The sequence below is a fragment of the Methyloceanibacter sp. genome, assembly GCF_049590335.1.
In the GTDB taxonomy this organism is placed as follows: Bacteria; Pseudomonadota; Alphaproteobacteria; order Rhizobiales; family Methyloligellaceae; genus Methyloceanibacter.
In genome coordinates this window covers 19,289-34,085 of record NZ_JBAWCQ010000097.1, presented here as the reverse complement: position 1 = coordinate 34,085, position 14,797 = coordinate 19,289, and the positions used below count along the sequence as shown (strand labels likewise).

The following is a 14,797-nucleotide window of genomic DNA, read 5'->3' as shown; positions in this document are numbered from 1 at the left end:
ATGGCACGGCATTTCGGCGGCCGACTCGGCGTCACCACCGAACGCGAGCGCTGTCGCTTGCGAAACGACATGTCCGGGAACCAGCGCCGTGAACAGCAAAACGGCCAGGAGCGCTAAGGCCCAGCAAGTCCCCGAATTTTGTGGAGATTCCCCAGTCCCATGCCACAGTGTAGACCGTGTCTTAACGTGGGTAAAAGGCACCAAAACGGGGGAACATGTCTCGATCCTGCGCTAAGTCGTCTAACACGGATCGCAGCATTCCTCGTGTTTCCGATCCTTGATCTCAAGGGCCCGACGCCATGACCAAAGACATCCCCGCACACGCTCTTGTCGCCGATATCGGCGGCACCAATGCGCGCTTTGCCACGGCCGACCTGGCGACGCTCGCGCTGAGGGACATCCGGACATTTCCGACAGCCGAGCACGCCACCCTCGCGGCCGCCATGCGAGCCTATCTCAAGGACGCGCCGGAGAAAATCGCTCATGCTGGCCTCGCCGTGGCAGCACCGCTGCGGGACGACACCGTCAAATTCACCAACGCCGTCTGGACTTTCAAGCAAAGCACGCTCGCCCAAGAGGCGGGGCTCGAAGCCGCCTATGTGTTCAACGACTTCGAGGCGCAGGCCTATGCGCTTCCCGTTCTGAGCGACGACGAACTCCATGCGCTCGGCGGCGTAAGCGTGGTGGAGGAGGCGCCAAAAGTCGTGCTCGGGCCGGGCACGGGCCTCGGCGTTGCCGGCCTGATTTGGTCGCCGTCCGGTTGGATCCCGGTCCCGGGTGAGGGGGGGCATCAAACCTTCCCGGCCGAAAACGAGCGCGAGCTGGCGATCCTTGAGCGTATGCGCAAAAGCCTTGGGCGCCTTTCGGTGGAGCGTGCGCTGTCGGGGCCGGGCCTTGCAAACATCTACCAAGCGATTGCCGCGTCCCATGGTTTAGGCAAAGTGGACCTTTCGCCCAAAGAGGTTGAGCAAATGGCCATCAGCGGCGAGGACGACATGGCCACACAAGCGCTGGACTTCTTCGTGCAGTGGCTCGGACGCTTCGCCGGCGACATGGCGCTCGCGTTCGGCGCGCGCGGTGGAGTGTATATCGGCGGCGGCATCGCACCGAAAATGCTGTCCCGGCTGGAGCAGGCTGACTTCCGCGAGGAGTTCGAGCGCAAGGGCCGCATGAAGCCTTATGTGGAGGCGATCCCGATCCAGGTGGTCGTCAGCGACTATCCTGGCTTGAAGGGCGCGGCGGCCGGTTTGCGCACCAAGCTCACGAACTCCTGAAACGGCTTAGCCTGTTGTGGCCGCGGCGACGGCGGAATCGCGCTCAGTTCGGTCGGCCTTTGAGCCCGTGAGATAGGCGGTACGCAGAATCGGTTCGCCGCGCATGAGCCAGACGACGGCTATGTCTTTGCTCGTGCCGTTGGGCCGGTTCCTCGCCTATCGCCAACGCGCCATGTGCTCGGCAGGCCGAGCTTGAGTCAGTTCTTGCCAGTCTCGTTGGCCAGGACCCACTCCGTAAGCCGGTCGCGCGAAATGGGCGAAAGGGTATCGCCCCCGAAACAGCGTCTTGAGATTGCCGAGCATGGCGGTCGGTGTCGTCGTGTCCCGGATCTCGCCGGGGCCAAAAATGTTGGCCTCGGGCTCCATGCGGTCGATCCGGGTGACGTTGTCGCCAAGGGAGCGCACCTACTCCGTGGCCGCTTCCGGGGCGCCAACGCTTTCGAGGATGAGATCGGTGGCGGTGTTGTCGCTCCAGATCATGGCGGCCACACGCAGATCGGACAGCGTCATGGTTCCGCCCGTATGTTTCTCGGTGGCGGGCGCGTAGGAGAGGATCGCATCCCGAGGGACCGCGAGATCTCGTGCGAGAGCATCCCCTCACCCTCGTCGACCCGATGCAAGACGGCCGGGACCGCAAGAAGCTTATACGTACTGCACACGGAAAAGCGCTCGTCGCCGCGTGGTGCGGCATTCACGCCGGTCACCGGGTCCGAGACGTCGACGCCAAGACGTCCGTCGATCTTGTCTTCGATGGCGGCAAGCGCTTTTTCCAGGTCGACGTTCTTTTTCAAGTCGACGTCTTGCGTCTTCGTGGCGCCCAGACTGCGGGCAGGGAGAGTGCCTGCCAGAACCGCTGCGCTGCTGAGAGCAAAAAACGTGCGACGTGTGAACATGACGCTCACATACGAGGATACACCGGCGGAACAAAGATGGAGGGCGCGCAAGATTGGGGCCGCGCAAGACAGACCGGACGGTCTATTTGAACTCGACCTTGACGATCTCATAGGACTTGCCGCCGCCCGGCGTCGAGACTTCCACCACATCGTTTTTGGTCTTGCCCAGAAGAGCGCGTGCGATCGGGGAGGTGATGGAGATCTTACCCTCCTTAACGTTTCCTTCGACCTCGCCCACGATGCGGTATTTGACCTTGTCTTCCGTATCTTCGTCGATCAGCGTCACCGTCGCGCCGAACATGACCTGACTGCCCTTGAGCTTGGACACATCAATAATGTCAGCACGCGAGAGCTTGTCTTCCAGGTCGGCAATGCGCGCTTCGGTAATGCCCTGCAGCTCCTTTGCCGCGTGGTACTCCGCATTCTCCGACAGATCTCCGTGGGAGCGCGCTTCAGCGATCAATTTGATGATCCGCGGCCGTTCGGCGGTTTTGAGATTCTTGATCTCGGCCTCGAGGGTTGTATAGCCCTCTGCGGTCATCGGCACCTTATCCATATCTGTTCAAACTCCTTTGGGGGTATCCCATGACAATACTGTCAAGGAAGTGACCCGGCGAAGTCAAGAATCTGTTGATTTTGACCGTTTTCTAAAGCTTTTTGGCGGCCTCTTCCGGGCCCTGGCCAACATAGCTTTGGAGCGGGACGACGGTCAGGCTGCCTGCTCGCAAGGCTCTAATCGCCTCGGTAGCGGCCAACGCGCCGGCGAGCGTTGTATAGTAAGGAATGTGGTTCAGCAAGGCCGAGCGGCGGATCGACATGGAGTCCGCGAGCGCCTTGGACCCCTCTGTGGTGTTGAAGACGATGTCGATTTCCCCATTTGTGATGGCATCAACGATGTGCGGGCGCCCTTCCAGGACCTTGTTGACCCGCTCACAGGAGATCCCATGTGCGGCAAGATGGCGCTGGGTGCCCCGTGTGGCCACAATACGAAAGCCCATATTGATCATAGTGCGCGCCGGGGCAAGAAGCTTGTCCTTGTCGAGATCCTTCACCGATACGAAAACGGTACCCGCTAAGGGCAGTTTCGCGCCCCCGCCAAGCTGGCTCTTGGCGAACGCGACGGCGTAGTCGCGGTCGATCCCCATCACCTCGCCGGTTGAGCGCATCTCTGGTCCCAGCACCGGGTCGACGCCCGGGAACCGGGCGAAGGGGAAGACGGCTTCCTTCACGGCGATATGGTCGAGCTTGGCTGGGGTGAGGCCAAAGGCTTCGATCGGCTTGCCCGCCATGACTTCTGAGGCGATGGCCGCGATCGGCTTGCCGATCACCTTGGCGACGAACGGCACGGTGCGTGACGCGCGTGGATTGACTTCGAGTATGTAGATGTCGTCGTTCTGGATGGCGAACTGAACGTTCATCAGCCCGACCACATTCAGCGCGCGTGCCAGCTCGGCAGCCTGCCGCTCCAGCTCCGCGATGATTTCCGGCTTCAGGGAATGGGGCGGGAGCGAACAGGCGCTGTCGCCCGAATGGACGCCCGCCTCCTCGATATGCTCCATCACGCCGCAGACGAAGACGTCGCGCCCATCGGCGAGCGCATCCACATCCACTTCGATGGCGTCGCGCAAGTACGAGTCGAGCAGGACAGGGCTGTTGCCCGAGACCACCACGGCCTCGGCGATGTAGCGCCCGAGCTGCGCCTCGTCATGGACGATTTCCATGGCCCGGCCGCCTAGGACATAGGACGGACGGATCACGACCGGGAAACCGATTTGCTTGGCGATCGCGACGGCTTCCTCGGCCGAGCGGGCGATGCCGTTGTTCGGCTGCCGGAGACCGAGGCGTTCGATCAGCGCCTTGAAACGGTCGCGGTCTTCGGCCAAATCGATGGCGTCGGGCGAGGTGCCGAGAATGGGGACGTTGGCCTCTTCCAGCGCGGCGGCGAGCTTGAGCGGGGTCTGGCCGCCAAATTGCACGATGACGCCCTTCACGACGCCGTTCGTCTGCTCTTTCCGTACGATCTCCAGCACGTCTTCTTCCGTGAGCGGCTCGAAGTAGAGCCGATCCGATGTGTCATAGTCGGTGGAGACGGTTTCCGGATTGCAGTTAATCATGATGGTCTCGAAGCCTGCCGCGGACAGCGAGAACGCCGCATGGCAACAGCAATAGTCGAACTCGATACCCTGACCGATCCGGTTCGGGCCGCCGCCGAGAATGATGATCTTGTTCGCGTCAGTCGGCCGGGCTTCACAAGCCTTCCCGCCGGGGAATCCAGTCTCGTAGGTCGAGTACATATAGGCCGTGGGCGATGCGAACTCCGCCGCGCAGGTGTCGATGCGCTTGTAGACGGGATGCACCTGGAGCGCGTCCCGAGCGCGCATTACCTCGCCCGGCGTCACGCCGGTAAGCGCGGCAAGCCGCTCGTCCGAGAAGCCCATTGCCTTCAGCCCCCGGAAGGCGCCGGGTATTTGCGGCAAGCCGTGCTCGCGCACGCGGTTTTCGGTGTCGATGATATTTTGAATCTGCCTGATGAACCACGGGTCGATGCGGCAGCTGTCGTAAATCTGCTCATGATCGACCCCGAGCCGCAGCGCCTGAGCCACTTTCAGGAGCCTGTCGGGGGTCGGCGTGCCGAGCGCTTCGCGGATCACATTTTTGTCGTCGCCCTGGCCGAGCCCTTCGAACTGAAACTCATCAAGGCCGGTCAACCCTGTTTCCAGAGAGCGCAACGCCTTCTGCAGCGATTCCGGGAAGGTCCGGCCGATGGCCATGGCCTCGCCGACCGACTTCATCGACGTGGTGAGCGTCGGTGCGGAGCCTTGGAACTTCTCGAAGGCAAAGCGTGGGATCTTCGTCACCACATAATCGATCGTGGGTTCGAAGGAGGCAGGAGTCGCGCCGCCTGTAATGTCGTTGGCAAGTTCGTCCAGCGTGTAGCCGACCGCGAGCTTGGCGGCGACTTTGGCGATCGGGAAGCCCGTCGCCTTCGAGGCCAGAGCCGAGGACCGCGACACGCGCGGGTTCATCTCGATGACGATAAGCCGTCCGTCGTCCGGGTTCACGGCGAACTGAACATTGGACCCGCCGGTTTCGACGCCGATCTCGCGCAACACCGCGAGCGAGGCGTCGCGCATGATCTGGTACTCCTTGTCCGTGAGCGTCAGGGCAGGCGCGACCGTGACCGAATCGCCCGTATGGACGCCCATCGGATCGATGTTTTCGATGGAGCAAATGATGATGCAGTTGTCGTCCTTGTCTCGGACGACCTCCATCTCATATTCCTTCCAGCCCAGCACCGACTCTTCGATCAGAACTTCGCAGGTGGGCGAGGCGTCGAGGCCGCCCTCGACAATTTCCAGGAACTCTTCGCGGTTATAGGCAACGCCGCCGCCGGTGCCGCCAAGCGTGAAGGAGGGACGGATGATCGCCGGCAAGCCCACGTCCTGGATCGCCTCGAGTGCTTCGATCAATCCCCGCTCTACGTAGCGCCGCCGCCGTTCACTTTCGTGCCGGGCCCAGTCAGCCTCAAACGCGAGCATGGCCTCCTTACGCGCGTCCGGATCGGAATGCTCAGCCTCGATGCGCGCGACCTTGGCCTGATAGGTTTCGCGGTCGGCGCGCTTCAGGGTGCCGGCGTCGGCGAGGCGCGACTTGGGCGATTCGAGCCCGATCTTATCCATGGCCCTACGGAACAGCTCACGGTCTTCCGCCTTGTCGATGACCTCGGCCTTGGCACCGATCATCTCCACGCCGAACTTTTCCAACACGCCTGACCGCTGCAGGCTCAGTGCCGTGTTTAGCGCCGTTTGGCCGCCCATCGTGGGCAGAAGCGCGTCCGGCCTTTCGCGCTCGATGATCCGCGCCACGAACTCGGGCGTGATGGGTTCGATATAGGTGGCGTCGGCCAGGTCCGGATCCGTCATGATCGTGGCCGGGTTCGAGTTCACCAGGATGATCCGGTAGCCCTCGTCCTTCAACGCCTTGCAGGCCTGCGTGCCCGAATAGTCGAACTCACACGCCTGGCCGATCACGATCGGACCGGCGCCGATGATCAGGATGGACTTTATGTCTTCGCGTTTGGGCATATCAGGCGATGCTTGCGGCTGCACAGAGAGATGAAGTGGCCGATGCGACAAGCCCTTCACATGATGGTGAGTCCGTCTTTCCAAGGATTGGGCAGGCGCTTAAGGGTTTGCCAACGAGCGGAACAACATCAGGATCGGAAATAGCGTGCAGCGGGATATGAAACTTGAAATCTCTCTTTTGATTATGCGGCTTACGTTCGCCGCTTTCATCATGGTGTGGGCGGTGGACAAGGTAGTGGCGCCTGCGCACGCCCAGAAGGTGTTCTCCACCTATTACTTTACCCAGCTCGCGTCCGACCCGATGACCGCAATAGGATTCGTGCAAATCGCGATTATCCTCGCCTTCGCGGCGGGCTTTCTGCGTTTCTGGTCCTATGGTGCGATGCTCGTAATGCATGCTGTTTCGACACTCTCGACATATGACAAGCTGATTAGCCCCTGGGAGGCTGGTCCGCGCGGGCTGTTGTTCTGGGCCGCCGTTCCGACCCTTGGGGCAATCCTCGCACTCTTTCTTCTTCGGGACCGCGACAATCTCCTGTCTGTCGATGCTGCCCGGTTGAGATAAAAGCGTTTTCATGGTCCGTGCGACTACATCGTCTTCTTGTGCGCCGTCATCAGCTCGACGAAGCGTGTGAAGAGGTAGTGACTGTCTTGGGGGCCCGGCGAGGCCTCCGGATGGTATTGCACCGAGAAGACGGGCTTGTCCTTGACCTTGAGGCCTGCGTTCGAGCCGTCGAACAGGGAGCTATGAGTCTCGGCAACCGTGTCGGGAAGGCTATCGCGAGTCACGGCAAACCCGTGATTCATCGATGTGATCTCGACCTTCTCGGTAGCATAATCCTTCACGGGGTGATTGGCGCCGTGATGGCCTTGATGCATCTTCGCCGTCTCGGCCCCGAGGGCCAGCCCCAGCATCTGATGACCAAGGCAAATGCCAAAGGTTGGAACCCCGCTCTTGACGATCTTCTTGAGTTCGGGCACCGCATAGGCGCCGGTTGCCGCCGGATCGCCCGGGCCGTTCGACACGAACACGCCATCGGGATTGCGTGCGAGGATCGCTTCGGCGCTGGTGGTGGCGGGGACCACGGTCACAGTGCAGCCCGCCGTAGCCAGCTCACGCAATATGTTGCGCTTCAGGCCGAAGTCGATGGCGACCACATGGAAGCGCGGTGACTCCTGCCGCCCATAGCCTTCGCCCCATTGCCATGAGGTTTCGTCCCAGCTGTAGCTTTGGCCGCAGGTAACTTCTTTGGCGAGGTCCAGTCCGATCATTCCGGACCAGGAAGCGGCCTCGCGCTTCAGCGCCTCGACATCGAAGACGCCGTTCGGCGCGTGGGCAATGATGGCATTCTGCATGCCGTTCTCGCGGATCAGTGTCGTCAGCGCCCGCGTATCGACGCCCGCAATGGCTATGATGCCGCGAGCCTTCAGCCAGGCATCGAAGTCCTGCGCGGCGCGCCAATTGGACGGTTGGGTGATTGATGTGCGCAGCACGCACCCCTTCACACCGGACGCGGCCGCGAGATTCGAGGTTTCGATGTCCTCGGTGTTCGCGCCCACATTGCCGATATGGGGGAAGGTGAAGGTGATGATCTGCCCGGCATAGGACGGGTCGGTGAGGATCTCCTGGTAGCCGGTCATGGCCGTGTTGAAGCAGACTTCACCCACGGCGGCGCCGGCGGCGCCCGCTCCGCGCCCCTCAATCACAGTCCCATTGGCCAGAACGAGCATCGCCGTCGGCGCTTCGTCCGCCCAAGGCTGTGTCCTTGGCGGTGTCGCGTGCGTCGGCGCGGCCATGGTTGGCCCTGTGTCGTGCTGGTCAGTCATCCGCGAATGTCTATGTCCGGCTGGTGTAGGTGGTTGCCAAGTCGAAAGCTGCAAACGGTGGGGCGTTGCGCTCAGGTCAGTCAGGCTCGTGAACCACGTTTTTAAGGAGCGCGCGTCCTTAAGATGGGGTGTTTACGTCAGCTTTGTAACGCGGTCAATCCATTGGGTCAAAAATTTTCTTGTGAAAACAATGCGTTAGATGCGTAAATTCGCTTGCGTGAGTCCGTGCCGTCGATTAGGTTGGGGGCTTCCTTCCAAAAGTAGCTAAACTTGAGACCGATGCGCGAGACCATCACCGCCGCCCTGATTGAGGCGACCAAAGCGCGCGCCGCGCGCCGTGTCTCCACGCTTCGGCTCGTGAGCGCCGCCATCAAGGATCGCGACATCGCGGCGCGGACGTCAGGGACCGAGCAGGCGACGGACGCCGAATTGCTCGAGTTGCTGGCCAAGATGATCAAGCAGCGCGAAGAGTCTCAGAAGATCTATGCCGAGGCGGGGCGTGCCGAGCTCGCCCAACAAGAGGGTGAGGAGGTCGCGATCATCCGCGAGTTTCTCCCTAAGCAAATGTCCGACGCGGACACGGCCAAAGCCATCGACGAGGCGATCGCGGAAACGGGAGCGAGCGGCATGCGCGACATGGGCAAGGTCATGGGTGTGCTGAAAGGCCGCTATGCCGGCCAAATGGATTTCGGCAAGGCCAGCGGCGCCGTGAAAGAGAAGCTCACTTAGTTAACGCGCCTGAATCAGTCGGCACGGCGCGCACCGGAAGCGCCGGTCAATTGCCCGCCAATCCGCCGCCACGATAAAACCAAAATCTCTGACGGTTGCCGCATATCTGCGCGCCATTCCTAAGCTCGGTCAGGAGGTTGGCGAAGTATTGTGCACTTGCACAATTATGACTCGAAAATAGGCGTCTTAAGAGTACATAGATTGCGGTCGGGGCGCGAGCGCTTAACCGTCTCTCTCCCTTGTTACGCCCGCGAATCGCCTTGTTTTAAAAATTGGAAATGCTGATCGAGTCATTGGGAGAATCCTGCGGCAGGAAGCCACGCGGCAGTATGTCGTTGCGCTGCACCATATATATACCGCAATGCAGCATTACCTATCAAGTCAACGGGGCACGGAATTAGTTCGTGTTCAGATTTGATATGAGATTGGAGGCCTACTGATGTTCAAGAACATCCTTCCCATTGCGGCTTCAACTTTGCTGTCGCTGTTCGCCACCACCGGTCTTGCCGGGGCGGGTGAATCGAACATGACGAACCTCGGGCCCGTCGGTCCGTACGAGCCTATCCTCGCAATGGTCGGCAAGTCGCGTCTTGTTGCCTATTTCGAGCCGGATAACGGCAACTGCTCGGTGAGCATGGTCATGTCTGCCGCGTCGGGCGACAGTGGCGTGAAGGCTACGCGCGTGCGTGTCGCGCTGCACCCCGGCGAGCTGTTCCACCTCGACGGCGTTGAGAACGAGCGCATCGTCATAACCTGCGCGCCGAACGCCAAGGGTATGGCCGTGCTCAACAAGGGCGAGATCCTGACCCGGTCGGCGAGCAACGTCCTCTACTAAGAGCCTTATCGGAGAGCCCTTGCTTCTGCGAGCGGGGACAAAGGCCGGGCGGCACTTCGGTGCCGCCCGGTTCTATTTTTGACAGTCTCATTGCATCACTTTCCCTTGTCGCGCCGGAGCAGCATGCGCGCCGGATTCCACCACTCACAAAAAGGATGATCTGATGCGACTTTTTGAAAGCTTTTTGTGCTGGCGCCGTTTGCAGCTCTTGCCATCGCGCCTGTGACGGCCGATGCGATGCCTGCCTATGCTTGCGCGGTTCACGAAGTTTTCGAATGCACGGCCGTTTCGGGCTTTAAGCGGGTCAGGCACCAGAACGCGGGCATCCCGCCGATGGTGACGCTCAACGTCAAGGAGAAGGGCCTGTTCTCCGGTCTCTTCGGTGGCGCCAAGCTCCTGGAGAAGGGCGACATCTTCGAGAACGAGCAAGTCCACATTTTGCGGGGCCGCAAGGGGCTTCAGACTTGGACGGCGGTTGTCGAGAAGCCGACCGGGGGCCATGTCGGGGTTGATCTCGCGAGCCGGGCGCACATTCGTGCAGTTCGGCACATGCGAACCCACAAAGTAAAACTCGCGACATGATCGCGCGGATCGCTACAGGGCAGGGGGGCAAAGGCTTCCCCGGCCTTGGTTTCGTAACGTCCGGCTACTGCGCGTCGCGATAATGTCCGCGCCGCGAGGCTCGTCGCTCCCGCCGTTTCATCAAATAGGCAAGTGCAAAGGCGCCAATTGCGAGCAGGAGAAGTCCGCCGGCCCAGGCCAGCGGCGTGCCGTAGACATAGATGAGCCCGATGCCGATCGCCGGCGTGACGCTCGCGGCCACGATATCGGCGACGTCGATGTCGAAGAGCCACCACACGAATAGGGCGCCCACGGCGAACAGTGCCAGAAGCACGATCAAAATGATTTCGATCATCATCTGCCCCCAAAACGTCGTAGCATTGAGATATCACACTTTCGGACCTCAACCAGGGGGCGGACATGACAATCGACGAGATGAAACGCTTGGCGCGCCAATCGCTTGAACTCTGGTCGAGCGAAAGCTCAGGCAGGCCTGAAGACGTGTTTGCGCCGGATTACCTCAACCACCAGGAACCGGCCGCGGCAGGAGGGATCAAGGGCGTCGATCTCGACGGCTGGAAGGCCATCGTCGCCGAGTGCCGCACGGCCTTGTCGGACTTCGACGTGACGATCCTCAACCAAGTCGCAGAAGGTGATCTGGTTGCCACACGATGGCAATTCGAGGCTACGCAGACCGGCGAATATCTTGGTCATCCGCCGTCGGGAAAACGCGCGACCTGGACGGGCGTTCAGATCGACCGCTTTGCTGATGGCAAGATCTCGGAAAGCTGGGTCGATTGGGACAAGTACCGCCTGTTCGAAGCCTTGGGCTTTTTGAACTAGCTGCCTATCCGAACACGTTGTTTGAACCGTTCGAGAGTTGTCAGCTGTACCGCCAACAACGGTCGCGCTGTGCGTCCGCTAGGTGCCGGTTGCCACCACCCGGATCGTCGCCAGATCGCGATTTCCATCGTATGCTTGTCACTTTGAAGGCGCGCTACGAGAGAAAATGGCAAAGAAACAATCCAAAATCTGTCTTGTCCTGCACAAGAAATCTTGCACAAGGCCTGAGGTAAAGGCGGCGGTAAAGCACGCTCGCCAGTCGGGTATCGACATCGATGTTTTTATTCCCTGGAATGGGAGATCTCTCCGCGGGTTTGTTCGGCGATCGATCAAGAGCGGCACCGAACGGATCGTTGCTGGCGGTGGAGACGGTACGCTAAACGCCGTGGTCAATGTAATGATGAGGCAGGATGAAACCCGAAAAGTTTCACTCGGGATCCTCCCGCTCGGGACAGCAAACGACTTTGCCAGAGGCGCTGGCATAGATTCGACGGACCTGAGTGGCGCGCTAGTGTTGGCGTGCACTGGGAAGCCAACCGCAATCGATGTGGGGCGCATGAATGGCGAGCACTTCATCAACGCCGCAAGCGCGGGTTTCGGCGCAGAGGTAACTGCGACGACACCTCAAGACATGAAGAAGTCGCTCGGCGGCGTGGCCTACTCAATCATGGGCTTTGTAAAAGCGTTCCAACTCAAGCCATATGAGGGACGTGTTGTGTTTCCAGATGGCAGCGTTGAAGCCGGCTCAATGCTCGTCATGGCAGTCGGCAACAGCCGCTTCGCCGGTGGAGGATACGACGTCGCGCCACAGGCCAGCCTCACGGACGGTTTGCTAGACGTGGCCGTCGTTAGCGGCGCTAAGCCCGCTACGGTCAACCGCATCGCAGCCGAGTTGAAAGACCCAACCAACGCCACGAACGAGCACTTGCTCTATCGTCAGCTGTCGAACTTCAAGATCGAGTCGAAAAAGCCGCTCCATGTGAATCTCGACGGAGAGCCGGTACAGGGCGTTAGTTTCGATTTTCACTGCTGCCCAAAGGCATTGTCGGTGGTTTTGGGCAAAACACCTATCAGCTCATAGATCGGGACGCTGTCAGCTCATAGGAAATGTCCGTTTCGGTTCCGAAACAGTCTCGTTGGCCAACACCATTCTGAGCCGGGTCGAGGCCCAACAGCGGTCAGCCTGCCGCTTAGGCGTTCCCTCCGCCCTAGAGCCCGCGCTCGATGGCCTTCAGGACCTGGTAGCGCAGCCGGCCGCCGCCCCTGAGGGCGATCACGAAGCGCACTCGGCCGTGATTTGCCGTATCGGCGTAGCCGGCCAGCGTGCGGATGCCCGACATGGTGCCGGTCTTGTTCGTGCCGCCGTTACGGCCCTGCATCAGCTCGGCATAGGTCACGAAGAGGTTGAGGACCTGGGCGAGGCCACGCGCCGTGAAGCGGTTGCCGCGGCTGAGACCTGAGCCCTCCTCGAGATAGATATCGTCTTGAAGCCCGTTCGCCGCCAACATCTCATTGGCGACCCGGAGCGACTTCTCGAGGCTCACGGGTCCGCCATAGCGCTGGGCGCCGATCTCCAGGAACACCTGGTTGGCGATGTAATTGTTCGAGCCGATCAGCAGGAGATTGATGATCGCCGCGAGGGAGCGCGATTGCTGGTGGATATAGACGGGCTGAAGGCCTTCCGGCACCGGTCCGATGGTGATTTCTCCCTCCACCTTGCCGCCCGCCTTGACGATGAAGGCGGAGAGCAACTCCCCAGCATAGAGCAGGCTGAGCTTGGGGTCTTTCGCAAGGCTGATGCGGCCTCGGCCTCTAGGCCCCCGTGCCCGGAACTGGCTGATGGCCAATGGTGTGATCGGTGTCTGCTTTTCGCCGGAGACGACCGACTTGCCGCGGCGCACGGCGTTGATCGTGTTGAAATTCACCGCCAGAGCGGAGTTCAGTGCATTATAGGAGCGGCTATTGTTTTCGATGCCCGGAATACGGACTTCATCGGGATAGTAGCTGGGGTCCAGCACGATGCCGGTGATCGGCTCGGTGCCGATCGCGGCGACCAGCGCCGGTCCGAGCATGGCCAGTTCCTCGGAAACCAGCATCGGGTCCCCGCCGCCACGCACATAGAGCACGCGATTTTCGTCTAGATAGAAGTGAGTCTTGAAGCGGTAGTCGGGTCCCAGCACTTCCATGGCAAGCCAAGCCGTCACCACTTTGGCGACGGAGGCCGGCACGAACGGTTTGTCGACGTTCTGCGCGATGAGCTCGTTGCCCTGTTCGTCTATCACTAAGACGATGCCCTTGGGCGCGAGGGCTCTCACACGCTCCTTGGCGCCGGCATGTGCGGCGGTCGACAATCCCTGAGCGGGAACGAGGAGCAGGGTAATGATGAGCAGGCGAGACCACATGGCAGCATCCTTTTACAAGGCGACGGGAGGCGATGGCTACAGCGATCTTAGTCTTCGGAGGAGTGCCTAGAGGTCGACCCGGGCGCGTAGCCCGAACACCGCGATTTGATCTTCGTCCGGGTTCAGTGCCGGGTTGAGCAGAAGCTGCGCGTCGGCGGTGATCGCGATGTTGTCGGAGAACTGGTAGCGGTAGAACGCCTCCAGCGTCGTCTGGTTGGCAAGCCCCGATGCTGCGGGCTCGTTCCAGGCCGCAGCGAAGCCCATCAAATCCCGATAGTTCGGGAAGTAGTAAATGAATCCGCCGCTGATGGCCGTCTTGTAGAAGGGCGCCTCGCCGTCCGACCAGCCAGCGCGTACGAACGGCATGAACACGTCGTCAATTGTGACGTTGGCCGATACGACGATACCCTGGCTTTCCGGGACTCCGGCTTCGACGCGCTCGTCCACATGCCACGCGCCCATATGCACATTGGTGAGAAAGCGATCCTCGCGGGCGGGTGTCCAACCAAATTCGCCATAGGTGAAGACCTCATCGCCGCCGGGAAAGAAACTCACATCGGTCAAGGACCCGTTCGCGTCCGAGACGAGCCCCTTTACGAAGAATTGGTCCGTCAGCATCGCGCCAACACCAAATCCGAAGCCGGGATCGGGTAGGGCGATCGAGGGATTGACCAGGGATGAAAGGTTCAGAAACGTCGTGCGTTGATTGGCGTAACCGAGGATGTCGATGTAGTCGGTCGGATCGATGCGCCCGGCGACGAAGCCGGCGTTGCCTTCCATCAGAGCCTGTTCCCAATAGAGCGTCGTCAAGGACGCGCCATTGTCTGAGAATGTGGTGCCGGTGATGCCGAGATAGCCGACATCGCCGCCAAGCTGCGCTGGGGTGAGCTCGTTCCAGAGTTCGTGGCGCTGCTCGAGCAGGAAGACGAGCGAACCGGGATTGGCGCTTTCGCCGCCAAGGAGCTGCCACTTGCCGAAGAGGCGCGCGCTGCCGCTCGAGGCTTGGGTCTCGTCGGTGAGACTATCCGTAGCGGCCTGGTAGACCGCTTGATAGTCGAGCCCGACCTGAAGACCTGAAATCTCCCTGAGCCGCCGTAGACTGGCTTCCGCAGGATCGAAGAAGGCGTCCACACGCGGCCGGCGCGATAGCGTTTCGCGCTGCGCTGCATCTTCCTGCAACTGCGGTCCCACCGATTGTGGGCCGCCGAGCCCCGCCTCCGCGGCACCGCGCAAGATCGCGGCGCCGGCCGCAGGCTGCTCCACCGCGTCGCCGCCGTCTTGCGCCCAAGCTGGTGTTGGCAGGCCGGCAAGAGCCATGAGTGCGGAGACGGAGAGGGCGCGTAACATG

The 14,797-nt window shown here is 61.0% G+C and carries 16 protein-coding genes; 7 read left to right on the top strand and 9 right to left on the bottom strand.

The window, feature by feature from the left end:
• Positions 1–299 precede the first annotated feature (299 nt).
• On the top strand, positions 300–1,274 hold the full coding sequence (gene glk, locus WBQ77_RS07955) for a glucokinase (RefSeq protein WP_424059702.1): 975 nt from the start codon (positions 300–302) through the stop codon (positions 1,272–1,274).
• A gap of 156 nt (positions 1,275–1,430) precedes the next feature.
• Here glk and WBQ77_RS07950 read toward each other — a convergent pair whose 3' ends face one another.
• The 5 genes from WBQ77_RS07950 to carB form a co-directional block, all read right to left on the bottom strand.
• Positions 1,431–1,679, bottom strand: coding sequence for a hypothetical protein (locus WBQ77_RS07950; protein ID WP_424042486.1), 249 nt, complete (start codon positions 1,677–1,679; stop codon positions 1,431–1,433).
• Positions 1,680–1,784: a serine hydrolase gene (locus WBQ77_RS07945; protein WP_424042487.1), complete on the bottom strand. Its 105-nt coding sequence runs from the start codon at positions 1,782–1,784 to the stop codon at positions 1,680–1,682.
• Positions 1,781–2,167 carry a hypothetical protein gene (locus WBQ77_RS07940; RefSeq protein ID WP_424041497.1) on the bottom strand — a complete coding sequence of 129 codons (387 nt, stop codon included), beginning with the start codon at positions 2,165–2,167 and terminating at the stop codon, positions 1,781–1,783. The genes WBQ77_RS07945 and WBQ77_RS07940 overlap by 4 nt, the downstream gene beginning before the upstream one ends.
• A gap of 82 nt (positions 2,168–2,249) precedes the next feature.
• On the bottom strand, positions 2,250–2,723 hold the full coding sequence (gene greA / locus WBQ77_RS07935) for a transcription elongation factor GreA (protein ID WP_424041495.1): 474 nt from the start codon (positions 2,721–2,723) through the stop codon (positions 2,250–2,252).
• A 91-nt stretch (positions 2,724–2,814) separates the two neighbouring features.
• Positions 2,815–6,252, bottom strand: coding sequence for a carbamoyl-phosphate synthase large subunit (carB, locus tag WBQ77_RS07930; protein WP_424059700.1), 3,438 nt, complete (start codon positions 6,250–6,252; stop codon positions 2,815–2,817).
• Between the two features lie 157 nt (positions 6,253–6,409).
• Here carB and WBQ77_RS07925 point away from each other — a divergent pair, with 157 nt between their 5' ends.
• The gene (locus WBQ77_RS07925; protein WP_424059698.1) at positions 6,410–6,817 is read left to right on the top strand and encodes a hypothetical protein; all 408 of its coding nucleotides are present in this window, start codon (positions 6,410–6,412) and stop codon (positions 6,815–6,817) included.
• Between the two features lie 23 nt (positions 6,818–6,840).
• Here WBQ77_RS07925 and carA read toward each other — a convergent pair whose 3' ends face one another.
• Positions 6,841–8,049 (bottom strand): glutamine-hydrolyzing carbamoyl-phosphate synthase small subunit, encoded by a 1,209-nt coding sequence (carA, locus tag WBQ77_RS07920; protein WP_424041499.1) that lies wholly within the window; start codon positions 8,047–8,049, stop codon positions 6,841–6,843.
• 309 nt (positions 8,050–8,358) lie between these two features.
• Here carA and WBQ77_RS07915 point away from each other — a divergent pair, with 309 nt between their 5' ends.
• From WBQ77_RS07915 to WBQ77_RS07905, 3 genes are all read left to right on the top strand, one after another.
• Positions 8,359–8,808: a GatB/YqeY domain-containing protein gene (locus WBQ77_RS07915; protein WP_424041491.1), complete on the top strand. Its 450-nt coding sequence runs from the start codon at positions 8,359–8,361 to the stop codon at positions 8,806–8,808.
• Between the two features lie 439 nt (positions 8,809–9,247).
• A complete protein-coding gene (locus WBQ77_RS07910; RefSeq protein ID WP_424059696.1) occupies positions 9,248–9,643 on the top strand; it encodes a hypothetical protein in 396 nt (131 codons plus the stop codon).
• A gap of 186 nt (positions 9,644–9,829) precedes the next feature.
• Positions 9,830–10,225 (top strand): hypothetical protein, encoded by a 396-nt coding sequence (locus WBQ77_RS07905; protein ID WP_424041487.1) that lies wholly within the window; start codon positions 9,830–9,832, stop codon positions 10,223–10,225.
• Positions 10,226–10,289: 64 nt separating this feature from the next.
• Here WBQ77_RS07905 and WBQ77_RS07900 read toward each other — a convergent pair whose 3' ends face one another.
• Positions 10,290–10,562 carry a hypothetical protein gene (locus tag WBQ77_RS07900; RefSeq protein WP_424041485.1) on the bottom strand — a complete coding sequence of 91 codons (273 nt, stop codon included), beginning with the start codon at positions 10,560–10,562 and terminating at the stop codon, positions 10,290–10,292.
• A gap of 62 nt (positions 10,563–10,624) precedes the next feature.
• Between WBQ77_RS07900 and WBQ77_RS07895 the strand changes: the two genes are divergently transcribed.
• Positions 10,625–11,047: an ester cyclase gene (locus tag WBQ77_RS07895; protein ID WP_424041483.1), complete on the top strand. Its 423-nt coding sequence runs from the start codon at positions 10,625–10,627 to the stop codon at positions 11,045–11,047.
• Between the two features lie 82 nt (positions 11,048–11,129).
• Positions 11,130–12,128 (top strand): lipid kinase YegS, encoded by a 999-nt coding sequence (gene yegS / locus WBQ77_RS07890; protein ID WP_424041481.1) that lies wholly within the window; start codon positions 11,130–11,132, stop codon positions 12,126–12,128.
• A gap of 127 nt (positions 12,129–12,255) precedes the next feature.
• Here the strand turns inward: yegS and WBQ77_RS07885 are convergent, their stop codons facing one another.
• Both WBQ77_RS07885 and WBQ77_RS07880 read right to left on the bottom strand, forming a co-directional pair.
• On the bottom strand, positions 12,256–13,449 hold the full coding sequence (locus tag WBQ77_RS07885) for a D-alanyl-D-alanine carboxypeptidase/D-alanyl-D-alanine-endopeptidase (protein WP_424041479.1): 1,194 nt from the start codon (positions 13,447–13,449) through the stop codon (positions 12,256–12,258).
• A 66-nt stretch (positions 13,450–13,515) separates the two neighbouring features.
• The gene (locus WBQ77_RS07880) at positions 13,516–14,796 is read right to left on the bottom strand and encodes a carbohydrate porin (protein WP_424059695.1); all 1,281 of its coding nucleotides are present in this window, start codon (positions 14,794–14,796) and stop codon (positions 13,516–13,518) included.
• Position 14,797: the final 1 nt, after the last annotated feature.